This window comes from Streptomyces sp. NPDC050546, assembly GCF_044457425.1.
Taxonomy (GTDB): Bacteria; Actinomycetota; Actinomycetes; order Streptomycetales; family Streptomycetaceae; genus Streptomyces.
This window is the reverse complement of the sequence record NZ_JBITGX010000008.1, coordinates 228505-251236: the sequence shown is the minus strand read 5'-3', so window position 1 is coordinate 251236 and position 22732 is coordinate 228505. Positions and strand designations below refer to the sequence as shown.

13 protein-coding genes are annotated in these 22732 nt (G+C 72.4%); 9 read left to right on the top strand and 4 right to left on the bottom strand.

Annotation, left to right across the window (positions count from 1 at the left end):
* Nucleotides 1-60 precede the first annotated feature (60 nt).
* Entirely contained in the window at nucleotides 61-3165 is a 3105-nt protein-coding gene (locus tag ACIBK5_RS21570; protein ID WP_399021492.1) for a beta-N-acetylglucosaminidase domain-containing protein, read from the top strand.
* A gap of 56 nt (nucleotides 3166-3221) precedes the next feature.
* On the opposite strand, the gene ACIBK5_RS21565 is transcribed toward ACIBK5_RS21570, so the two are convergent.
* A complete protein-coding gene (locus ACIBK5_RS21565; protein WP_399021491.1) occupies nucleotides 3222-3986 on the bottom strand; it encodes a sugar isomerase domain-containing protein in 765 nt (254 codons plus the stop codon).
* Between the two features lie 166 nt (nucleotides 3987-4152).
* On the opposite strand from ACIBK5_RS21565, the gene ACIBK5_RS21560 reads away from it, so the two are divergent.
* From ACIBK5_RS21560 to ACIBK5_RS21535, 6 genes are all read left to right on the top strand, one after another.
* A complete protein-coding gene (locus ACIBK5_RS21560) occupies nucleotides 4153-5037 on the top strand; it encodes a MurR/RpiR family transcriptional regulator (protein WP_399021490.1) in 885 nt (294 codons plus the stop codon).
* Between the two features lie 140 nt (nucleotides 5038-5177).
* Nucleotides 5178-9386 (top strand): NEW3 domain-containing protein, encoded by a 4209-nt coding sequence (locus tag ACIBK5_RS21555; RefSeq protein WP_399021489.1) that lies wholly within the window; start codon nucleotides 5178-5180, stop codon nucleotides 9384-9386.
* On the top strand, nucleotides 9383-10030 hold the full coding sequence (locus ACIBK5_RS21550; RefSeq protein WP_399021488.1) for a peptidyl-prolyl cis-trans isomerase: 648 nt from the start codon (nucleotides 9383-9385) through the stop codon (nucleotides 10028-10030). The genes ACIBK5_RS21555 and ACIBK5_RS21550 overlap by 4 nt, the downstream gene beginning before the upstream one ends.
* A gap of 114 nt (nucleotides 10031-10144) precedes the next feature.
* A complete protein-coding gene (locus tag ACIBK5_RS21545) occupies nucleotides 10145-11518 on the top strand; it encodes an extracellular solute-binding protein (protein WP_399021487.1) in 1374 nt (457 codons plus the stop codon).
* A gap of 2 nt (nucleotides 11519-11520) precedes the next feature.
* Nucleotides 11521-12558 (top strand): ABC transporter permease subunit, encoded by a 1038-nt coding sequence (locus ACIBK5_RS21540; RefSeq protein ID WP_391113971.1) that lies wholly within the window; start codon nucleotides 11521-11523, stop codon nucleotides 12556-12558.
* The gene (locus ACIBK5_RS21535; protein ID WP_399021486.1) at nucleotides 12555-13433 is read left to right on the top strand and encodes a carbohydrate ABC transporter permease; all 879 of its coding nucleotides are present in this window, start codon (nucleotides 12555-12557) and stop codon (nucleotides 13431-13433) included. Before ACIBK5_RS21540 ends, ACIBK5_RS21535 begins: the two co-directional genes overlap by 4 nt.
* On the opposite strand, the gene ACIBK5_RS21530 is transcribed toward ACIBK5_RS21535, so the two are convergent.
* On the bottom strand, nucleotides 13397-15688 hold the full coding sequence (locus ACIBK5_RS21530; RefSeq protein WP_399021485.1) for a glycoside hydrolase family 3 N-terminal domain-containing protein: 2292 nt from the start codon (nucleotides 15686-15688) through the stop codon (nucleotides 13397-13399). The genes ACIBK5_RS21535 and ACIBK5_RS21530 overlap by 37 nt on opposite strands.
* The gene (locus ACIBK5_RS21525) at nucleotides 15685-16869 is read right to left on the bottom strand and encodes an N-acetylglucosamine kinase (RefSeq protein WP_399021484.1); all 1185 of its coding nucleotides are present in this window, start codon (nucleotides 16867-16869) and stop codon (nucleotides 15685-15687) included. Before ACIBK5_RS21525 ends, ACIBK5_RS21530 begins: the two co-directional genes overlap by 4 nt.
* 18 nt (nucleotides 16870-16887) lie before the next feature.
* Here ACIBK5_RS21525 and ACIBK5_RS21520 point away from each other — a divergent pair, with 18 nt between their 5' ends.
* Nucleotides 16888-18156, top strand: coding sequence for a glycosyl hydrolase (locus ACIBK5_RS21520; protein WP_399021483.1), 1269 nt, complete (start codon nucleotides 16888-16890; stop codon nucleotides 18154-18156).
* Between the two features lie 4 nt (nucleotides 18157-18160).
* Here ACIBK5_RS21520 and nagZ read toward each other — a convergent pair whose 3' ends face one another.
* Nucleotides 18161-19645 carry a beta-N-acetylhexosaminidase gene (gene nagZ / locus ACIBK5_RS21515; protein ID WP_399021482.1) on the bottom strand — a complete coding sequence of 495 codons (1485 nt, stop codon included), beginning with the start codon at nucleotides 19643-19645 and terminating at the stop codon, nucleotides 18161-18163.
* A 223-nt stretch (nucleotides 19646-19868) separates the two neighbouring features.
* Here nagZ and ACIBK5_RS21510 point away from each other — a divergent pair, with 223 nt between their 5' ends.
* A complete protein-coding gene (locus ACIBK5_RS21510; RefSeq protein ID WP_399021481.1) occupies nucleotides 19869-22727 on the top strand; it encodes an ABC transporter substrate-binding protein in 2859 nt (952 codons plus the stop codon).
* Nucleotides 22728-22732: the final 5 nt, after the last annotated feature.

Sequence of the window (22732 nt, the reverse complement as noted above, 5' to 3'; positions counted from 1 at the left end):
TAGCATCACCCGGTGGCTCCATTCACCTCTCCCTTCATCCCTCCCCGGGAAGGAGAATCCGTGTTCCCAGCCACTCGTCTCAGACTTCCCACTGCCGCGCTGCTGCTGGCACTGGGCCTCACGCTCGCGCAGGTGCCGCCCGCGGCCGCCGCACCGGACGAACCGTCGAAGGCCGCCGCCCTGCCCCAGGTGTGGCCGCGGCCGAAGAGCCTGCACGCCGGGCCCGGCCGGCTCACGGTCCCCGAACGGGTCGTGGCGGTCGTCGGGCGCGGGACCGACCCCTCGGCCCGGCGGGTCGTCGAGGCCGTCCTGCGCGACGCCGGAGCCAAGCGGATCGTGACGGTCGACAAGCCGCCCGCGAAGGCCGGGTTCACCGTCTTCCTCGGCGGCCCGAAGGAGAACACCGCGACGGCCTCGGCCCTGAAGCGCCTCAAGGCCCCCTCCCCCGCCGGGCTGCCCTCCGGCGGCTACGTCCTCGCCTCCGGCCGCGCGGACGGCCGCACCCTCCTCGCCCTGTCCGGCACCGACCGCACCGGCACCTTCTACGCCGCCCAGACCCTGCGCCGGCTGGTCACCAGGACCGTGCCCGTGGTGACCGTCCGGGACTGGCCCACGGCCGCGCTGCGCGGAGTGATCGAGGGCTTCTACGGCACCCCCTGGTCGCACACCGAGCGGCTGGACCAGCTCGACTTCTACGGCCGCACCAAGCAGAACGTCTACGTCTACTCCCCCAAGGACGACCCGTATCTGCGCGCGCAGTGGCGCGACGAGTACCCGGCAGCCGAACTGCGGCAGTTGAAGGAACTGGTCGACCGGGCCGACGCCAACCACGTCCGCTTCACGTACGCCCTCTCCCCCGGACTGTCGGTCTGCTACTCCTCGGCCGCCGACATCAAGGCCCTCACCCGCAAGTTTGAATCCCTGTACGCCATCGGCGTGCGCTCCTTCGCGATCCCGCTGGACGACATCAGCTACACGAAGTGGAACTGCGAAGCCGACGAGAAGCGGTTCGGTACGGGCGGCGGTGCGGCGGGAGCGGCGCAGGCGCATCTGCTCAACGAGGTCTGGAAGGACTTCTCGGCCGGCCACCCCGGCCTGCACCCCCTGGAGATGGTCCCCACCGAGTACTCCGACCTCGCCGACTCCCCCTACAAGAAGGCACTCCGGGAGCAGCTGGACCCGTCGGTGGTCGTGGAGTGGACCGGTGTCGGCGTGATCGCCCCCACCATCACCGCCGACCAGGTCGCGAAGGCCCGTGAGGTCTACGGCCATCCGATCCTGGTCTGGGACAACTACCCGGTCAACGACTACGTCACCAGCCGCCTGCTGCTCGGCCCCTACACCGGCCGCGAGCCCGGCGTGGCGAAGGCGGCGACCGGGGTGACCGCCAACCCGATGGTCCAGGGCCAGGCGAGCCGGCTCGCCCTGTTCACCTCCGCCGCCTATCTGTGGAATCCGGACACCTACGATCCGCGGGCCGCGTTCCTCGCCTCCGTCCGCGACCTCGCCGGGCCGGATGCCGCCAAGTGGCTGCGGATCTTCGCCGAGAACAACTACTCGTCCCAGCTGGACCCGACCGAGTCTCCGACGCTGAGCGCCCTGATCGCCAGGTTCCGCAAGGCGTACGAGGAGGACTCGGGCCTCGACCGTGCCGCCGCGGCGCTCCGCTCGTACTTCGCCGACATGGCGGCCACGCCCCGTGAACTCCGGTCCCGTCTCGACAACCCCGGGTTCCTCCGGGAGACCTCGGCCTGGCTGGACAAGCTCGGCCGCTACGGCAGCGCGGGGCGCACGGCCGTGGACCTGCTGCTGGCCGGCAAGCGCGGTGACTCCGACGCGGTCGCCACGTACTGGAACCGGCTGAGGTCCCAGCGCAAGGAGCTGGACGCGATCCCCCAGCAGGTGTCCCCGGGCGTGATGGACCAGTTCCTCTACACGGCGATGATCGAGAACGCGCCCGATCCTGGTGTGGACGCGGCCTTCGCGCCTGGTTCCCTCAGCCTGAAGCCGGGCGAGTCCGCGAAGATCACGCTCTCCTTCTCCGACGCGGCCGCCACCGCCGCCCGGACGGTGGCGTGGAAGCTGACCGCCCCTGACGGCGTCACCGTCTCGCCCGCCGAGGGCACCGCGACCGTCCCGGCCGGGGGCAGCGCATCGGCGACGGTCACCGTCACGGCCGGGGAGAACGCGAGTGCCGGGGTGCGGTCCGTCGGGGTGGCGGGCGACGGCGTCCTCGACCGTGCGCTCCCGGTCCAGGTCACCGACGGCACGGGCTCGCCGAGAGCGCTGACGGCCAACTTCAGTGGGGCGTCGGTCAGTTCCGTCGATCTGTCCTCGAAGAAGACCACGAACATCGCCGTGGGCGCCAACCCGGGTGAGGTGGTGACGAGTACGGACGGACGTACCGCCTACGCGGCCGACCAGGGCTCGAACACGGTCAGCGTGATCGACGTGGCGCAGGGGAAGGTCACCGCCACGGTCCCCGTCGGCAGGGTCCCCGCCGGGCTCGTGCTCACCCCGGACGGCCGCACCCTCTGGGTCGCCAACTACTCGGACGGCACGGTCCAGCCCGTCGACACGGCCTCCCTCACCCCGGGAGCGCCTGTCCAGGTCGGCAACGGGCCCGAGAACCTGGCGATCACGCCCGACGGCCGGACGCTCTACGTGCCCAACATCAAGGACAACACGGTCACGCCGGTCGACCTGACCACCCGTAAGGCCGCCGCCGCCGTCCCCGTCGGTCCGAGCCCGTTCAACATCGTGGCCGCGCCGGACGGGAAGACGGTGTACGTGTCCAACTCAGGTGGCTCGACGGTCACTCCGATCGACACGGCCACGAACGACACCGAGCCGACCCTCCTGGTCTCCGGCCAGGCCTACGGTCTCGCCCTGTCGCCCGACGGCCGGACCCTGTGGGTCAGCCCCAGCACCGGCGACACCGTCACGCCCGTCGACACGGTCACCGGCGCTCCCGGCAAGACGGTGACGGTCGGCAGGTCCGCCTTCGACGTCGCCCTGGACTGGAACGGCGGCACGGCGTACGTCACCACCGCCGACGCGGGCGCCCTGGTCCCCGTCGACACGGTGTCCGGTGCCGTCGGGGCGCCGCTGACGACTGGTGCGTATCCGCTGGCCGTCGCGCTGACGCCCGTACCGGTGAAGTGAGATGGGAACGGCCGGGGCCCCTCAGCGGGGGCCCCGGCCGTTTCGTACGGTCCGGTTCAGCTCGCGGTGCGGCGGATCCGGCCCGCGTACCTCTTCTCCAGCTCCAGGTTGCCCTCGAAGCCGCCGGGCACATTGGCCGAGACATAGACCGGGGGGCGCTCGCCGGCGGCGAGGAGGCGGCCGGCGGCCTCGGCGACGGTCATCTGGACGAGCATCACTCCGGTGAGCGTGGACAGGGCGCAGACCGAGCCGCCGCCGGGCAGTTCGAGCAGGGAGTCGCCGCGCGGGGCCGCGTTGTCGAGGACGACGTCGGCGATGTCGGCCAGCTTCCGCCCGCTGGGATGGGCGGCGGGGACGGCCCGGGTGTGGGAGAGGGAGGTGAGGGCCAGGACGCGGTGGCCGTGCTCCTTGGCGTGCAGGGCCATCTCCACGATGACGTTGTTGACGCCGGAGTTGGAGATGACGACGAACAGGTCCTGGGGGTTCGGGGCGGCGAGGTCGTAGATCCGCCGCGCCACCCCGGGCTGCCGTTCGAGGAGCGGGTCGTCGAGCACGGCCGGGTTCTCGCCGCCGTAGAGGACGAGGTCGGCGATGCTCAGCCGGTTGGTGGGGACCAGTCCGCCGGCGCGGCCGGCGAGTTCGAGGACGAGGGCCTGCGAGTGGCCCGTGCCGAAGGCGTGGACGACCCCGTCGGCGCGCACGCACTCGGCGACCAGGCCGGCGGCGGCGGCCACATCATCGCGGGCGGACTCGATGACCTGCTGGAGGACGGCGAGGCTCTCCCGCGCGAACCCCTGGGCGCTCACAGACTCGACGGACACGCGATCACACTCCCCACTGATGGATTGAACCACCCTATACTTCTCCGTCGATGAATCAATAAACCATCCCTCAATAAATCACACAGCTCCCCGGTGTTCAATCGGGCCCGGCGTCGGGTCCTGGTATTCAAGTCATGCCTTGGAGGGTGGCTGGTACCTTCTCCCCATGCCTCCCACGGACGTCACGACTCTGATCCGCACCGAGCTGCCCCGGCTGGCGGGCTCCCTGCGGAAGGTCGGCGAGCTGATCCTGGAGGATCCGGCCGCCGTCACCCACTGCTCGGCCGCCGAGCTGGGCCGCCGCACCGGCACCTCCCAGGCGACGGTGACCCGCTTCTGCCGGGCCATCGGCCTCGACTCCTACCAGCACCTGCTGATCGAACTGGCCCAGGAGCGCGGCCGGGGCGAGGTCTCCGACTGGGGGACCGCCGAGATCGGCCCGGACATCTCGCCGGACGACAGCCTGGAGCGGGTCGTACAGGTCGTCGGCAGCGCGGATCTGCGGGCGGTGCAGCAGACCATCGAGCGGATCGACCTCGACGCCGTCGAACGCGCGGCACAGGCCACCGCCCGGGCCCGGCGTATCGATGTCTACGGCGTCGGCGGCAGCGGGGCCGTGGCCCAGGAGACCGAGACCCGGCTGTTCCGGATCGGCTGCGCGGTGCGCGGCTGGACCGAGGTGCACGCCGCGACCACTTCCGCCGCCCTGCTCACACCCGCCGACGTGGCGATCGGCATCTCCCACTCCGGTGCGACGCGCGAGACCATCGAGCCGTTCGAACTGGCCAAGGAGCGCGGGGCCACCACCATCGCGATCACGGCCGACACCCGCTCGCCGCTCGCCCGGGCCGCCGACGTCCGGCTCGTCTCCTCGTCCTCGGAGACCAGTTTCCGCACCGGCAGCATCGGCGCCCGGCACAGCGCGCTGGTGCTCATCGACTGCCTGTACGTCCGGGTCGCCCAGCTCTCCTACCAGCGTGCGAGCGCCTCGCTGGCGCTGACCGACCACATCGCCGGGCAGCACGCGGTGAAGTCCCGGCGGGCCAGGTGAGCATGGCCACGGGGGCGCGAGGCGTCGGCGGGCATGGCCGAGGGTGCATGGATGAACCACCAAGTTGATGTGAAGATGGTTGTTTGAATCATTCCTGCCGTGCAGGATGGGGCTCCCCCCAGAGCACTCGTAGGAGCCCCATGCGCGTCACCTCTGTCGAGTCCACCGAGCTCTTCACCGGGACCACCGAGCAGCCGCGCCAAGTGGTGGCCGTCGAGCTGAGCCACACCCCGGGCCGTACCGTCCGGCTCAGCGTCGAGGGCCCGGGCCTCAGCGGCACCACGGAGACCACCGTCGGCGAGGACGGCACCGTGCGCGCCGAGATATCCGTGATCGGCGAGGACCTGGTACCCGGCGACCGCCGCGAGATCACCGTGACCGCCATGGACGGGGGCGAAGTCACCACCCGCACCGGCGTGTTCACGGCGGCCGAACCCGGCTGGACCATGTTCATGGTCAGCCACTTCCACTACGACCCCGTCTGGTGGAACACCCAGGGCGCCTACACCGAGACCTGGGACGTCGCCGACGACCCGGCGAGCAGCGGACTGCCGGCCCGCACCTTCGACTCGCGCGGCCAGTCCGGGATGAGCCTGGTCCGGGCCCACTGCGACCTGGCCCGCCGCGACCCCGCGTACACCTTCGTGCTCGCCGAGGTCGACTACCTCAAGCCCTACTGGGACTCCTTCCCTGAGGAGCGCGCCTTCCTGCGGCAGCTGATCCGCACCGGCCGCGTCGAGATCATGGGCGGCACCTACAACGAGCCCAACACCAACCTCACCGGCGCCGAGGCGACCGTGCGCAACGCCCTGTACGGCGACGGCTTCCAGCGCGGGATCATCGGGGCCGCGCCCGAGACGGCCTGGCAGCTGGACGCCTTCGGGCACGACCCGCAGTTCCCGGGGCTGATGGCGGACGCCGGGGTCAGCTCAAGTTCGTGGGCGCGCGGGCCCTTCCACCAGTGGGGGCCGACGCTGTCGGTGTTCGGCGAGGAGCCGAGGGACCCGGGCCGGATGCAGTTCCCGGCCGAGTTCGGCTGGATCGCCCCGTCGGGGCGCGGCCTGCTGACCGCGTACATGGTCAACCACTACGGCGCCGGCTGGGCGATCGACAACGCGCCCACCCTGCCGGAGGCGAACGCCGCCGCGTACAAGCTGTTCCAGCGGCTCAAGCAGGTCGCGCTCACCCGCAACGTGCTGCTGCCGGTGGGCGGGGACTACGCGCCCCCGTGCCGCTGGGTCATGGACATCCACCGCGACTGGAACGCCCGGTACGTGTGGCCGCGGTTCGTCAGCGCGGTCCCCCGGGACTTCTTCGCCGCCGTCCGCGCGGAGCTGGAGGCGGAGGGCCGCAAGGCATCGCCCCAGACCCGCGACATGAACCCGGTCTACACCGGCAAGGACGTCTCCTACATCGACACCAAGCAGGCCCAGCGCCACGGCGAGTCGCTGCTCGCCGAGGCCGAGGCCTGGGCGACGCTCGCCTCCCTCGTCACCGGGCACCCCTATCCGGACGCGGCCCTGGACAAGGCCTGGCGGCAGCTCGTCTACGGTGCCCACCACGACGCCATCACCGGCTCGGAGTCGGACCAGGTGTACATCGACCTGATGACCGGCTGGCGGGAGCTGCACGACCTGGCGGTGAGGGTGCACGCCGACGCGACCCAGGCCCTGGCCGACCAGGTCGCACCCGGCGACGGCCCCGACCTGGTCGTCTTCAACTCCGCGACCTGGGCGCGGCGGGACGTGCTGACGGTCGACGACCCGGGCCTCGTCCCCCGGGGACTCCCCGCGGTCCGCGAGGACGGCCGCCTGCACGTCGTCGTCCCGGAGGTACCCGGCATGGGCCTCAAGGCGCTCCCGCTCACCGAGGGGACCGTCCCCGGATGGGAACCCGCCGAAGGCCTCACCATCCGCAACGAGTTCTACGAGGTGACGGTCGACCCGGCACGCGGCGGTGGCGTCAGCAGTCTGCGCGCGATGACCGAGGGCGGCCGGGAGCTGCTGCGGCCCGGGGACATCGGCAACGAGATCGTCGTCCAGGAGGAGTACCCGAGGCATCCGCGCTTCGGCGAGGGCCCCTGGCACCTCACCCCGACCGGCACGACCGCCGCCCGCGGCCGGGACGTGACCGCCGAGGTGCGCGCCGAGCACTCCGCCGCCGGTTCCCGGATCACCGTCACCGCCGACCTCGGCCTCTTCCGCTACACCCAGCGCCTGACGCTGTGGCAGGGCGTCGACCGGCTCGACGTCACCACGACCCTCGACGGGTACGACGGCGCCGACCGGCTGATCCGGGTGCGCTGGCCGTCGGACGTGCGGGGCGGACAGCCGGTGCACGAGGTCGCGGACGCGGTGATCGGGCGCGGGTTCGGGTTCGTGGAGGTGGACAGCGAGCGGTTCCCGTGGACGCTGGACAATCCGGCGAACACCTGGTTCGGGCTCGGCTCCACCGCGCGGGTCGCGGTGCACGACGACTCCGGCACGCTCCTCGGGCACCGCTCGATCGGCGTCGCCGAACTCGTCTACGCCGACTGGGACATGGCGGGCGACCTCGGGGCCCCGCTCGCGGCGGCCCTGGTCAGGGCCGGGGTCACGGCGACCTCGACCATCGCGGGCGGACCCCGCTACGGCGACCTGGAGGTCGACTCCAACCTCCCCGACATCCGGATCGCCGTCGGCGGCCCCGACCGCAACCCCGTGGCCGCCGAGGCGCTCGGCTGGGACCCGGCGGCCGGGCGGGAACTCAGGCGTCAGCTCGCCGACCGGGGCGTGGCCGCCGTCTGGGTCGCGCCGCGCGCCTCTCTGCGCGAGGAGTGGATCCCCGGGGCCGACCTGCGCGACCTGGAACGCCTGCCGCTGCTCGTGGTGGCGGGCGCACGTCCGGAGGACGACGCCAAGGCGGTCGACGCGCTCGTCGCCGACCTGGACGACTTCACGGTGACGGCCACGGCCGCCGGTGGCGGTGAGGCCCTGCCGCCCGGTGACGCCTGGGACGGGCGCGGCTTCGCCGTCCTCAACCGTGGCACGCCCGGCTGCGTGGTGACCTCCTCGGGCGACCTGTACCTGTCCCTGATGCGCTCCTGCACCGGCTGGCCGTCCGGCATCTGGATCGACCCGCCTCGCCGGACCGCCCCCGACGGCTCCGGCTTCCAGCTCCAGCGCTGGTCGCACACCTTCGAGTACGCCGTCGTCGCGGGCCCGGGCGACTGGCGCGAACTGCGCCTGCCCCAGGCCGGGCACGCGTACAACCGTCCGCTGACGGCACGGCTCCGGCGCTCCTCGGGTGCCCTCCCGAGGGACGTCGCCCTGCTTCGCCTGGAGTCCGACGGCGAGGTACTGCTCGACGCGCTCAAACCGGCCGGCTCCCCGCTGGCCCGGGGCAGCGCGGCACCCGTGGATCCGGGGCAGGGCGTCGTCATCCGCGTGCACGAGGTCGACGGGCGCCCGGTGCGGGTCCGGCCGGCCGGACCGGTCCCCTGGTCGGCGGGCGCCCGCGCCGACGTCCTGGAGACGCCCGGGGAGCCCCTCGCCCCGGACGCGGACGGCGTTCTCGAGGCCGGCCTGACCGGCTTCGAGGTCGCCACGATCCTGGCCACCCCGGCCCACGCCCCGGACCTCGCCTCCGGGCCGGGCACCGACGCCCACGAGCCCGCCCAGCCGATCGCCACCCGCTACTGGCTGCACAACTCCGGCCCCGCCCCACGCGGCAACATGCCGGTAGCGGTCTACCTCTCCCCCACCACCCTCACCGCCGACGGCCCGGTCACCGCGACCGTCCGGGTCTCCTCGGAACTCACCGACGCCCCGGTGTCGGGCACGGTGACCTTCGCGACCCCACCCGGCTGGACCACCGAACCCGCCGAACTCCCCTACGCCCTCGCCCCCGGCGGCTTCACCCTCACGGACATCACGGTGACCCCGCCCCCGGAACCCGCCCCCGGCCGCCACTGGCTCGCCGCCCGGCTGTCGTACGGCGGCCAGACGTACGAGGACGTGGTGGCCCTGGACGTCCCGGACGGCCACACGGGCCCGACTCTGCTGACGGATCTGGGAGTCGAGCGGGTGACCGTCCGCCGGGGAGAGCGGGCCCGCGTCCCCGTGACCCTGCGAAACCCCACCCAGGGCCCCGTCAACGGCACGATCTGGGCCGTGTCCTCCTGGGGCACCTGGCCGGGGGTCACCCCGTCCTGCCAGGGCTTCACGGTGCCCGGCGGGGAGCGGGGCGAGTCAGCGATCGAGGTGAACGGCGACGCGGTGCCGCCCGGGTCGTACTGGCTGCTGGCGAAGATCGCCTGGCACGGCTGCGTGGCGTACACGAAGGCGGTGGAGCTGGTGGTGACGCCATGACGTCTGATCACGCGGCACGCGTCCGGGGCGAGGCGATCCCGAGGGAACGGGTAGCCGCCTTCCTGAGCGGCGGCTCGGCATCGCCCTCAAGGGGCGCGGGGAACTGCGCGACCAGCCCCAACGGCGCCGCACGTGCAGACCGCCAACGCCAACGCTGGGCGACGCAGGTAGTCATCACGGACGAACTCGCCCGCCAAGCCTGCGCGCAACGAAGCCTCGCCCCGCCGGACGTTGTCCTGCCGATGCGGCAGCTCACCGTCCCCGAACCCGACGTCGCCACCCTCGGCAGCATCATCGCGGCAGCCCTCACCCACTCCCCCGCCGCCCGAGCCCTGCTCACCGACCTGGAACGCGAGCAGGACATCCCCGAATCGGCCGTACGGGACTACTACGACCGCAACCGGGACCGCTACCTCACCCCCGACGCCCTGCGCCGCGGCATCGACCCCTACGACGAACCAGCTCCCACGGACATCCATCCGTACAGGCACGTACGCCACGGCATCGAGAGCGAACTGCGCCAAGCCGCAGCCCACCGCGCCTTCTTCACCTGGCTCGACGAGGCCCGCGCGGAGGTCGAGTACGCCGAGGGCTACGAACACCCCGGCGATCCCACGCACCAGGATCACGAACACCACCACTGAGCAAAACCATTGACCTCCGATGAATTCTGGTCCACATTTTCATCAATCGAAGTCCGACTTGGTGATTTGATCCAGCGACTCGATCCAGCGACGACTGGTCCCAGGAGGGCAGCAATGCGCGCAAGAAGACTCACCGGATCCCTGACCTGTCTGGTCGTCCTGACCCTGACGGCCGCCGGCTGCGGCCTGTCCGGCGGCGGTTCCGACGGTGGTGACGCCACGGCCGGCGGCTGCAAGGTCGACAAGGGCAACGTCGGTTCCGGCAAGCTCTCCGGCGAGGTCAAGGGAAAGATCACGTTCCAGACCACCAACCTGAAGAAGGACTTCGGGAAGTACTTCAACGGCGTCATCGACGCCTTCGAGCAGGCCCACCCCGGCACCGAGGTCAACTGGATCGACGACCCGGGCGACGCCACCTTCACCCAGCGCCTGGTCGCCGACGCGCAGGGCTGCACACTGCCCGACGTCGTGAACATCAACGTCAACACGGCGGTGGCACTGACGAAGAACGGCTATCTGCTGAACCTGGACGACAAGGCGCCGGACGCGGGCAAGCCGTTCGCCCCCGCGCTGTGGAAGTCCAGCATGTACGCCGACGCGGACGGCAAGAAGGTGCACAGCGTGCTGCCCTGGTACTCCGGCGGCATCGTGCAGACCTTCAACACCGACCTGATGAAGAAGGCCGGCCTGGACCCGGCCAAACCTCCGACGACCGTGCTCGGCCTGTTCGACGACGCGGAGAAGGTGGCCAAGGCCTCCGGCGGCAAGTACTACGCGTTCCTCGCCAACCCGCAGTTGCGCATCCCGGCCGACTGGCAGCAGATGGGCATCGAGATCCTCTCGGCCGACGGCAAGAAGTTCACCTTCGCCGACGACCCGAAGACCGCCCAGTGGGTCGAGGCCATGACCAAGCTCTACAAGGCCGGCGGCATGCCCAGGGACTCGCTGTCCTCCACGCAGGACCCGGCCAACGTCTACGGCCAGGGCAAGCTCGTCTACGGCCCCACCAACCCCAACTTCCTGCGGTTCATCCAGCAGAACAACCCGAGCGTCTACAAGAAGACCGGCGTCGCCCCGTTCATGCTCGACGCGCTCGGCCACACCGTCGGCGCCCCGCAGTACGTCGGCACCGCGTCCACCAGCAAGAACGCCTCGACCGCGCTGGCCTTCGCACGGTTCCTGACGAACGCCGAGAACCAGCTCGCCTGGGCCAAGGACCCGAACGTCGTCATCTTCCCCTCCACCACGGCCTCCCTGAACGACCCGTTCTTCCAGTCGGTCAAGGGCGACGACCCCTTCGCCGAGGCCCGCAAGATCGTCGCCAGTGACCGCAAGACCGCCACGGCCGACGAGATCGCCCTGACGCCCGGTGAGCTGAACGCGATCTCGGCCCAGATCCAGCTCGCCATGCAGGGCAAGAAGAGCGCCGAGGACGCTCTGAAGGACGCCCAGTCCAAGGCCGACCAGCTCATCGAGCAGGGCAGCTGAGGATGACGCAACCGACCGTCCACCAGGCGCCCGTCCCCGCTCCCCCGGGTGCGGGCGCCCGACGCCCCGGCGGCGCCTCCCCCTCCCGGCCGCCGGGGCCCCTGCGCCGCGCCCTCCGCTTCGTGACGCCCGGCCCGAGCGCCGACGCGGGGGGCGCGGCGCTCCACCGCCGCTGGTGGCTGCCCTGGCTGTGGATGGCCCCGGCGATCATCGGCGCGACCGTGTTCGGGGTCTTCCCGTTCCTCAACACGGTCGTCGTCTCCTTCACCGACGCCAAGCCGCTCGGCGGGGCGTACAACCTCGTCGGCCTGGACAACTACCGCCGGATGCTGGGCGATCCGGACTTCTGGCTGGCCACCCGCAACAGCCTGCTGTACGCGCTGATCGTCGTCCCGCTGATGGTGCTGCTGCCGCTGCTGCTCGCGATCCTGGTGGAGAAGAACCTGCCGGGCATCGGCTTCTTCCGCTCCGCCTTCTACACGCCGGTGCTCGCCTCCAGCGTGGTCGTGGGCCTGAGCTGGCAATGGCTGCTGAGCGACCAGGGGCTGGTCAACACCTGGCTGCAGCAGGCCCACATCATCCGGGACGCCATCCCGTTCCTGTCGGACTCGTGGCTGATCCTGCTGTCGGCGATGGGGCTGACGCTCTGGAAGGGCCTCGGCTGGTACATGATCTTCTACCTGGCCGCCCTGGGGAACGTCCCCAAGGAGCTGCACGAGGCGGCGGCCGTGGACGGCGCGGGTGTCGTGCGCCGCTTCTGGCACGTCACCGTGCCCGGCGTCCGCACCTCGATGATGCTGGTCGGCACCCTGACCGGTATCGGCTCCCTCAGGGTCTTCACGGAGATCTACATGCTGGGCGGTTCCACCGGCGGCCCCGGCGGCGCGGACCGCACGCTGCCCTTCTACATCCGCGACGTCGGCCTCGACCCGCTCACCGGCAACGCCGGCTACGGCGCCGCCGTCAGCGTCGCCCTGTTCGCCCTGACCCTGGGCCTCACGCTGCTCGCCCAGCGCCTGACGAAGGAGGACGAGGCATGACGACCGCCGTCGACAAGCGCCGACGTCTGATGCCCCGCTGGCGGGACTACGGCCGACCGCGCGAACTGGTCGTCCGCTATCTGCTGCTGGTGTTCGTCCTCTTCATCACCGTCGGCCCGCTGCTGTGGCAGCTGCTGTCGTCCCTCAAGGGCGCGGGCGAGGACGTCTTCGGCGCCGGTGCCTCGCTGATCCCCCACCACCCGACCCTGCGGGCCTACCGCGAGATCTTCGCCCAGGTCCCGGTGTGGACGTACATCGGGAACAGCATGGTGATCGTCGCGCTGTCCGTCACGAGCCAGCTCGTCTTCTCCACCCTGGCCGGCTACATGCTGTCCAAGCCGGGCTGGAAGGGCCGCAAGCTGGTCTGGGTGGTGCTGATGGCGTCCATGATGTTCCCCTTCGAGTCGATCATGGTGTCGCTGTTCCTCAGCATCCGGGACATGGGCCTGGTCGACCATCTGGCGGGTGTCTGGCTGCCCGGCTTCGTCGCCGCGATCAACGTCCTCATCATGCGGGCCGCGTTCCTCGCCGTGCCACGCGAGATCGAGGACGCGGCGATGCTGGACGGGGCGGGCGAGTGGAAACGCTTCCGCCATCTGTATCTGCCCTCCGCCTACGGCGCGATCCTCGTCGTCACCATCAACACCTTCATCAGCGCCTGGGACGACTTCCTGTGGCCCCTGATCGTGCTGCGCTCGGAGGAGCACTTCACTCTGACGCTCGGTCTCGCCCGGCTCCAGAGCTCGTCGTTCGGCTACGACCAGCGGATGGTGATGGCCGGTTCGGTGATCTCCGTGATCCCGGTGCTGGTGCTGTTCGTCATCACCCAGCGGTGGTTCTACCGGGGCGTCTCGTCCGGTGCCGTGAAGCTCTGATCGACCCGGAGCTCGACCGGTACGGCGGTCAGGGCCCGGCGCGCCGACTCCGCGACGCGGAGCTCGACCGTGCCGGGCAGGACCACCGTCCGCAAGTCGGCGTCCACCTGCGCGAGTTGGTCAGGACCGAGATCGAACGCCACCGTACGGCACTCCCCCGGTTCCAGGTCGACGGCCCGGAAGCCCCGGAGTTCCAGTGCGCGCGGCCAGACGGGCGTGACGAGCCTGCGCAGGTACAGCTGCGCGACGGTACGCCCGTGCCGTTCCCCGGTGTTGGTGACGTCGACCTCGACGGTCCGCCCCGACAGCCGTGGCGTTCCATAGGCGAAGCTCGTGTACGACAGCCCGTGCCCGAAACCGAGGAGCGGCTCGGCGTCGGCGTCGGCGTAGCCGCCGTACTCGGTGTCCTTGTGGTTGTAGTGGACGGGCAGTTGGCCTGCCGAGCGCGGCACGGAGACGGGCAGCCGGCCCACGGGCTCGGCCCGGCCGAGCAGCACGTCCGCGATCGCCTCGCCGCCCCAGGGGCCCGGGTACCAGGCGGTGAGCAGCGCGGCGGCCCGTTCGGCGGCCTCGGGGACGGCGTGCGGGCGGCCCTGGACGAGGACGACGACGGTGGGTGTGCCGGTCGCCGTGACGGCGTCGAGCAGGGCGTGCTGGGCCGCGCCGAGCCGGAGCCCGGCCAGGTCGACACCCTCTCCGCAGGTCATCTCGGACACGACGGTGCGCGCGGCGCCGTTGGCGTCGAACTCCGTGCCGGGCGTACGGGCGCTGCTCCCGCCCAGCACGAGCACGGCCACATCGGACGCGGCGGCCTCGGCGATCGCCCCGGGGACGCCGGAGAGGTCGTCGCCGGTGAGGGCACAGCCCTCGGCGTGGCGCACGTCGACGCCGGTTCGCCGGAGCGCGTCGAGGACGCTGGTGCCGGTGCCGGGGCGCTGCGGGGCGGTGTAGTCGCCGAGTTGGTGGGCGACGGTGCCGGCGTGCGGCCCCAGGAGAGCGATACGGGAGCCGGTCGACAGGGGCAGGACGCCTCGGTCGTTGCGGAGGAGGGTGACGGCGGCCCGGGCGAGGGCGGTGCTCAGCTCACGTCCGACGGCCGGGTCCGGGAACGGGCCGGCGCTGTAGGGCTGTTCGAACAGCCCTAGCCGGAACTTGAGCCGCAGCACCCGCGCGACGGCCGTGTCCAGGGACTCCTCGCTCACGAGCCCCCGCTCGACCGCCTCCTCCAGATGCGTGAAGCCCTCGTCCCACAGGCTCAGGTCGATCCCCGCGTCGAGCGCGAGAGCCCCGGCCGACACCTTGTCGCCGGTGACACGGGCCAGCCGGTCCACGGCCAGTCCGTCCGCCATGACGAGTCCGTCGAAGCCCCAGCGGTGCCGCAGCAGTCCGGTGAGCAGGGCGCGGTTGCCGCAGCAGGGCATCCCGTCGACCTCGTTGTAGGCGGCCATGACGGCGGCTGCTCCGGCCCGGACACCGGCGTGGGCGGCGGGGAGGTGGATCTCGTGCAGCTCGCGGAGGCCGAGTTCGGACTCGGCGGAGTTGCGGCCGCCGACGGTGGCGCCCTGCCCTGCGAAGTGCTTGAGGACGACGGGTGCCTTGTCCGGGGCGAAGGCCCCGTCCGGTCCCCGCTCCCCCTGCATGCCGCGCACGAGCGCCACGGTGAGCCGGGCGGCCAGATACGGGTCCTCGCCGAAGCACTCCTCGGTCCGGCCCCAGCGCGGATCCCGGGCGATGTCCAGGGCCGAGACCAGGGCGACATGCCCGCCACGGGCGCGCAGTTCGGCGGCGGCGTGGGCGGCGGCCCGCTCGTAGAGCCCGGGGTCCCAGGCGGCGCCGACGGCGAGGTTGACGGGCAGGACCGTGCCGTCGAGGGCCATGTGCCCGTGCGGCACCTCCTCGACGAACAGGGCCGGGATGCCGAGCCTGCTGTGCTCGACGACATGCCGCTGGACGAGGTGGGCCAGTTCGGCACCGTCCTCGGCGCCGGACCCCGTGGTGTGGTCGACGCCCGACCAGGCGTCGGCGCGCAGCAGCCCGTACAGGGCCCCGAGTCCGGCGAAGCGCTCGGTCTCGGTGTACAGGGCGTCGGTGAGTTCGAAGCCGCCGTCGGGGGTGCGGCGGTAGGCGTCCCAGCCGTACATCCGCTGGTTGAGCTGTCCGGCCTTCTCGCGCGGGGTCATACGCGCGAGCAGGTCGCGGACGCGGTCGTCGACCGGGGCGGCGGGATCGCGGTAGAGAACCGGGGCGACGGTCATGTACGGCCCTCGCGGGCGAGACGGGCCAGGGCCACGGCGCCCAGGCGGCCGTCAGGCACCCAGTCGAGGGTCAGGCCGAGGGTGTCGAGGCGGGCCTCCAGACGTGAGGTGAGCGGCCCGTCGGGGCCGATCAGGCCTCCGGTGGCCACGAGCCGCTCTCCCGGATGTGGGTCCAACGCCCTTATCGCGTTGGTGAGTTGGTCAGCCGCCTCGTCCAGGATGGCCAGGGCGACGGAGTCCTCGGCCGCCTCGGCGACCAGCGGCGCGAGTCGCGCGAGGCGGATGGGGGGCTCGGCCATGACAGCGGGGAGCACGTGTCTGCGATAGGCCTCGCGGTGGAGGCGGGACCAGGGGGTGTCGTCGGGAGGGAGGGGGCGCCGGTCGGCGGGGGAACCGGCCCCGGCCGCTCCGGTCGGCCCGCCCGCGGGCGGGGGCGCCTCGTGCCGCGCGTCATCCGGCGCCCCCTCCGCGACGCCCTGCACCACATCGGGGGACAGGTTCCGGACCACACCACCGGCGACACCCCCGGCCGCTCCGCCGGGCAGCACGTCGCCCGGCACCCCGAGTTCCCGCCCCACCGTCTCCGCCAGCACGGTCGGCGCGCCCCTCCCGTCCGCCATCCGCAGCGCCGCCCGGACCGCCGCGCGGCCGATCCAGAAGCCGCTGCCGTCGTCGCCGAGGAGCCAGCCGTCGCCGTCCACGGTGGCGGTGCCGCGGCGGCCGGTGATGCGCATGGCGACCGCGCCCGTGCCGGCCACCAGGGCGAGGCCGTCGGCCGGGGCGCCCGGGGCGGAGGCGAAGGCCGCCTCGATGTCGCTGCCGATGACGGGTGCCCCGGCGTCGATGCCCAGTCGGCGCAGGGCGGCGGTGAGGGCGGCCAGGGCGTTGCGCCGCCCCGGTTCGTCGGCGGCGGCGTCCGTCGCGCCGGCGAAACCGCCGGCCACGGCCACGACCCGGGCCCGGAGGGACTCGGGCACGGCCTGCCCGACGGCCTCGGCGAGATGCTCCGTGAGCTGCGGCACCGGGACGGTCAGGGCGTTGCCGGGCCCGGCGGAACCCTCACCCAGCGGACGCCCGTCCAGGGCGGTCGCCAGGACCGCCCGGGTCCGCGTGCCGCCCGCGTCGAGACCGACCACCAAGGACGAGCCGCCCTGACGCTCCTGGTTCAATTCATTACCCATCGCCGACTATGGTGATTGATGCATTCACCCAGAGCAAGGGATCTGGGTGCTCGACCCGAGGAGGATCCCATCCCCACGCTCCGCTTCGGCGTCAACTACACGCCCCGCCGCGGCTGGTTCCACGCCTGGCACGATTTCGACCCGGCGCACGCCCGCGAGGACCTGGACCAGATCGCCGCCCTCGGCCTCGACCACGTGCGGGTCTTCCACCTGTGGCCGCTCCTCCAGCCCAACCGCACGTTCATCCGCCCGGCGGCCGTGGACCAGCTGGGCCACCTCGTCGACATCGCGGCCGAGGCCGGCCTCGACGTCCTGGTGGACGGGGTGCAGGGCCATCTGTCCAGCTTCGACTTCTACCCGGAGTGGACGCGAAGCTGGCACCACCGCAACGTCTTCACCGACCCGGAGGCCGTCGCCGCCCAGGCCGAGCTGATGCGCACCCTCGGCCGCGCCCTCGCCGGCCGCCCGAACCTCATCGGCCTCCAGCTGGGCAACGAGCTGAACAACCTGGTCGAGCACAACCCGGTGACCGCGGACGAGGTGGACCACTACCTCGACACCCTGCTGTCCGCCACCCGTGAGCACCTGCCCCCGGGCCGGCTCGCGACGCACTCCGCCTACGACGCGGCCTGGTACGGCGACGACCACCCCTTCACCCCTCAGGCCTCGGCCCGCAAGGGCGATGTCACCACCGTCCACCCCTGGGTGTTCTCCGGCGACTGCGCCCGCCGCTACGGCCCCCGCTCGCCCCAGGTGCTGCACCTCGCCGAGTACGGCACGGAACTCGCCAAGGCCTACGCCGAGGATCCGGCCCGGCCGGTCTGGGTCCAGGAGACGGGCGCCCCTGAACCCCACATCCCGGCGGCCGACGCCCCGGACTTCGCTCGGGCGACCGTGCGGAACGCGGCCGGGTGCGCGGGGCTGTGGGGCGTGACCTGGTGGTGCTCCCACGACGTGGACCGGTCCCTGGCCGACTACCCGGAACTGGAGTACACCCTGGGCCTGTTCGACGCGCGGGGCGAGGCCAAGCCGATCGCCACGGCCCTGGCCGAGACGGTCGCCGCGGTGCGCGCGGGGCACCACCCGGTCCGGCCCCGCGACACGGCCCTGGTCCTGGACTGCACGCCGTCCACCCGCTCCGTCTCCGGACCGGGAGGCGCGTACTTCGACGCGTGGATGGCCCTGCGCGCGCGGGGCGTCCACCCGGCGGTGGTCCTGGCGGGGCGGGCGGACGACGCCGCGTACCTCGCGGCGCGCGGCATCAAGGAGGTCGTACGCGTGCCGTGAGCCCTCAGACGGCCGGGGTGTCCCGGCCGCCCGCCAGCGCCTCGGCGACGGCCCGCAGATTCACCCGCCCCCGCCCGTAGGAGCAGAGGGTGCCGCCCTCCGGCAGCCCGGTGTCGATCCGTACGGCGCCGGGCCGCCGGGACAGCAGGGCTGCGCGCAGCCGTTCCTGCCAGGGGTGGAGCCCGGCGTCACAGGTGGCGACGACCAGCGGCGTGTCACCGGAGGCGCGCAGGATCTCCTCCACGAACGGGGCCGGATCCGCCGGCTCTCCGCTGACCGCGGTGCCCGTGGCCGTGGGGTCGACGGCCCGCACCTCCGTCAGCAGGTCCTCGCCGCCCCAGTTGAGCGCGGGATGCGGCGGCGGGAACAGGTCGACGACATGGGCGCCCCGCACGCCCGACGGCAGCGGCCGGCTGCGGACAGCCCGGCGGGCGGCCTCGAGACCGGCCCCCGCGTCCCAGCCGTCGGCGGCGCCGGCGGGCGGAGCGGCGTACCGCACGGCGAGGCGCCGCACCCGCCCGGCGGCCTCCCGCACCCGCTCCTCGGGCAGCGCGCCCGAGCGCAGCGCTTCGAGCACCGCGTCCCGGCAGGCCAGGGTGACCTCGAGGTCCGGCACGGCCACGATGACCTGGTCCGCGCCCGCCGCGAGGGCGATCCGCGCCCCGGCGGCCTCGCCGTAGCGGTCGGCGATGGCCTTCATCTCCAGGGCGTCACTGACCAGGACCCCGTCGAAGTCCAGCTCGTGGCGGAGCAGATCGCCCAGGATGCGGCGGCTCAGGGTGGCGGGCCGCTCGGGGTCCAGCGCCGGGTAGACGACATGGGCGCTCATGATCATCGGCACGCCCGCGTCGACGGCGGCGCGGAACGGCTCGAGGTCGGCCCGCAGTTCGTCGTACGACCGGGGGTCGACGGCCGTCCCGTGATGGCTGTCGGTCTCGGTGCCGCCGTGCCCGGGGAAGTGCTTGGCGCAGGAGGCGACGCCCCGCCGCTCGGTGGCGGTGATCCAGGCCCGCAGATGCCGGGCGGCCAAGGCGGGTTCGGCGCCGAAGGACCGGGTGCGCACGATCGGGTTGCGCGGATGGTGCTGGAGGTCGGCGACCGGGGCGTAGGAGACCGTGATGCCGAGTGAGGCCAGGTGCCCGGCCAGGGCGTCGGCGCAACGGCCGGTCAGCCCGGGGTCGTCGGCCACTCCGAGCGCGTACGACCCGGGCACCTCGGGGGCGCCCGCGCCCACCAGGTGACCGATCCCGCCGCCCTCGTTGTCGATCCCCACGAGCAGGTCCGGCCGCAGGGCCCGCAGTTCCGCGGTGAGCCGCCGCACCTGTTCCGCGTCCCGCACGTTCCGGGTGAACAGGATGACCCCGCCGAGCCCCCGGTCGACGAGCCGCTTGAGGGTGTCGGGCACGGTCGTGGTGCCGGCGAAGCCGGCGACCAGGCAGCGGTGGGCGGCCTCGTCGAGGCCGGGGGGCAGGTGCGCGGAGTGGGTCACCCCGGGAATCCTCTGGCTCGTTCAACCAAATGTCAACAGTGTGATGGATCGCCCATTCATCGCGTCGGACACAGACCAGCCGAAACGTTCCTGAAGTTCTTCCGTCACCCACTCGCACCCCACCCACACCGGCTAGCCTCGTAAGTCACCGAAGGCGAACGGGGGATTGCCCATGGTGAACGCTGATCGCACGCCGCCGGACTGCCCCGGGGGACATGACGGTATGCCGGAGCGTGGCGCCGGGCTCCACCTCCAGGATCAGCTCGAGATCCTCATCCAGGACTTCCGCACGAGCGCCGAGCCACCGATGCCGGTGTTCGTCGTGCACGCCCAGGAGAGCGCGGACGACGACGCGGTGACCGGGCTGGTCCGGCAGCTCTACACGGGCCAGGAGGCACACGGCACGCGCTGCGCGGTGGCGCAGGACACCTACGAGGGCCCCACGGAGGTGCGCAAGGCCGCGGCCATGGTGCGGGCACTGAGCAATCCGAGGAAGTGGGGCGGCCCGAAGGCGGTCTACCGGCGCTACGCCTTCCCGCGGCTGCGGCTGGTGCACGCCATCGACGACGCGGTCGCGGCCCTCGGCGACACCTGGCCGGCGCCCGAGCCGGGCAGCCCCGAGGCCGGTCAGGACCAGCGGCAACGACTGCTGAACCAACTGGCCCAGCAGCGCTGGCGGCCGAGGAACACCGCGCGCTGGCGCTCGGGGCTGCCGCAGTTCGACATGGCGCACATCCTCCCGGCGAGCCTCGTGACCGTGCTCGCCGCGCTCATGGCCCGCAGCGAGTGGTACGTGGCGGTGGGCGCCGGTCTCGTCTTCCTGCTGCTGCTGACCGTCCTCAACTACGCCCTGCCGGGGCGGGCGCCGATCTTCCTGTGGCTGCGCCGGGAGAGCCGCTGGTTCATGACCACGACCTTCCTCAGGGCGGCGGACCACGAGGATCCCACCGAGGTCTCACTGCTGCGGCCGGTGCGGTCCTGGAAGGCGATCGCGGCCCGTGCGTACGACGTGGCGGAGGCACTCACCGCCGGCGGCGACTTCCACCTCCAGCTCTGCGTGCTGGCTCTGCGGGAGGACCTGCGCGACAACCACCGCCGCTGGAGCTGGGACCTGCGCGGCTTCAAACGGCCGCGCCCGCCGATGCTGTTCCTGCCCCACGCGGACGCCAGCAACGGCGGCATCGAACTGATCCGGGCCATCAGCGACGTCCGAAGCCGCCGCAGTGAGCTCGACCCCTTGGTGGTGGTCGCCGCGGTGCGCACGCAGGACGTGCCACGCCTGGAGCGCGGCACGGTTCCGGCGGCGCCCGCCCCGGCCGCCGTACCGCCCAGGTTCGGTGAGCGGCTGCGCACCTGGCACCGGGAGTGGGCGCACAACCTGCGCGCCGAGCAGTCGCCCAGCCGGGAGCGGTCCGTCCTGCCCTGGGTGATGAAGGTCCCGCTGCCGCACGACCAGCTCGGTCCCGTCGAGGAACGCACCCGCCATCTGCGGGCCTCGACCCGTGCCACGCCCGCCCGGCTGGTGTGGTCCCTGCACACCCTGGTCCTGGTGGTCGCCCTGCTGACCGCCGGGACCGTCATGCGGGCCGACGCCCTGCACGACCGGTACTGCTCGGCGTCCGTGCTGACCGCCAACCGGGACACCCGGCGCGAGGAGACACCCGGCGGCGGCACGGAATGCATCGGCATAGCGACGGACGGCGTCCGCTTCGCCGACTGGCTGCCCGCACCCGTCGCCGGCGACGAGCCCAAGGCCCTGACGGCAGGCGACGCGACGCCCTGGACGGTGGGCGAACTGGAGGACCGCATCGCCGGCCAGAACGCGAACGTCCTCGCCCACCACTCCGGCAAATACGTCACCGTCGTCTACGCCGGGCCGCTGAGCGCCGATTCCTCGGACGGCTCCTCGCTCGTGAAGGGCGCCGAGGAACTGGCGGGCGTGTATCTGGCACAGGCCGTCACCAACAAGAACTCCAGTGTGAAGCTGCGGGTCCTGCTCGCCAACGGCGGCGTGGACCTGGGTCACCAGGAGGAGATGGCCGAGGAGATCGCCGCGTACGCCGCCCAGGACCCGACCGTGGTGGGGGTCGTCGGCACCGGCCGCGACCTGAAGTCGAGCAGGGCGACGACCCGCACGCTGATGGAGGCCGGGCTGCCGGTCGTCTCCGGCACGAACTCCGCCACCTATCTGCCCCGCGAGTTCGCCAACTGGTTCAGCCTGGCCGCCACGGACCAGTGGCAGACCGAGCAACTCGGGCTGATCGCGGCCCAGTTGCGCACACCGGAGCGGCGGCAGTACTCCCTCGTCCTCGCCCGCGACACGGCGAAGACCGACGACCTGTACACCGACGAACAGGCCCGCTACGGCCAGGACATGCTGGGCCGGCAGGGCTTCACGCCGCTCGACCAGCGCCGCTACACGCTCAGCGGCGGCAAGCCGGAACTCCGCTCGCACGCCCAGGAGATCTGCCGGGGCGGCCGGGTCCCCTCGGTGATCTACTTCGCCGGCCGGGTGGAGGACATCGACCCCCTGATGACCCAGCTCGGCACCGAGCCCGGCTGCGCCGGGACACCGCTGGCCATCCTCACCGGCGACGACCTGTCCAAGGCCGACTTCACCGCCGGCGGACAGTCCGTCGCGCCGAAGGTCACGCTCTACCACTCGGCCCTGGCCGAACTGCGGACGGCCGCCACCACGACCACCTTCTACCTGGACGCGGCCGCACACCTGCCGGGACTGCGGGGCGGGAACCTGCGCTACGACAGCCCCGCCCTGGCCAGCGGCCAGACCGCCCTGGCACACGACGCGACCCGCGCCCTGTACTGGGCGGCCACCCGGGACGACCGGCCCCAGAGCCGCGCCTCGACCTGGGTGAACCTGCGCAACGTCAAGATCGAGGGAATGGCCACCGGCACCATCGACTTCACCGGTGCCCCGCTGTACGGCGACCGCACCGGCCACAGCATCGTCCTCAAGGAGGTCCGCCGCGCCGGTGACGGCACCTCCGAGACACGGGTGGTGTGCAGCCGCACCGCGGGGATCACGAAGCGGCTCACCCAGAAGGAGTGCCGGATCCGCTGAGGGCT

Bases quoted from the DNA above. Each gene is read 5' to 3' on its own strand.
- ACIBK5_RS21530 (WP_399021485.1), bottom strand. From the start codon at position 15,688: ATGACCGTCGCCCCGGTTCTCTACCGCGATCCCGCCGCCCCGGTCGAC.
- ACIBK5_RS21550 (WP_399021488.1), top strand. From the start codon at position 9,383: ATGACGTCTGATCACGCGGCACGCGTCCGGGGCGAGGCGATCCCGAGG.
- ACIBK5_RS21510 (WP_399021481.1), top strand. From the start codon at position 19,869: ATGCCGGAGCGTGGCGCCGGGCTCCACCTCCAGGATCAGCTCGAGATC.
- ACIBK5_RS21540 (WP_391113971.1), top strand. From the start codon at position 11,521: ATGACGCAACCGACCGTCCACCAGGCGCCCGTCCCCGCTCCCCCGGGT.
- ACIBK5_RS21560 (WP_399021490.1), top strand. From the start codon at position 4,153: ATGCCTCCCACGGACGTCACGACTCTGATCCGCACCGAGCTGCCCCGG.
- ACIBK5_RS21555 (WP_399021489.1), top strand. From the start codon at position 5,178: ATGCGCGTCACCTCTGTCGAGTCCACCGAGCTCTTCACCGGGACCACC.
- ACIBK5_RS21545 (WP_399021487.1), top strand. From the start codon at position 10,145: ATGCGCGCAAGAAGACTCACCGGATCCCTGACCTGTCTGGTCGTCCTG.
- ACIBK5_RS21520 (WP_399021483.1), top strand. From the start codon at position 16,888: ATGCATTCACCCAGAGCAAGGGATCTGGGTGCTCGACCCGAGGAGGAT.
- ACIBK5_RS21525 (WP_399021484.1), bottom strand. From the start codon at position 16,869: ATGGGTAATGAATTGAACCAGGAGCGTCAGGGCGGCTCGTCCTTGGTG.
- ACIBK5_RS21535 (WP_399021486.1), top strand. From the start codon at position 12,555: ATGACGACCGCCGTCGACAAGCGCCGACGTCTGATGCCCCGCTGGCGG.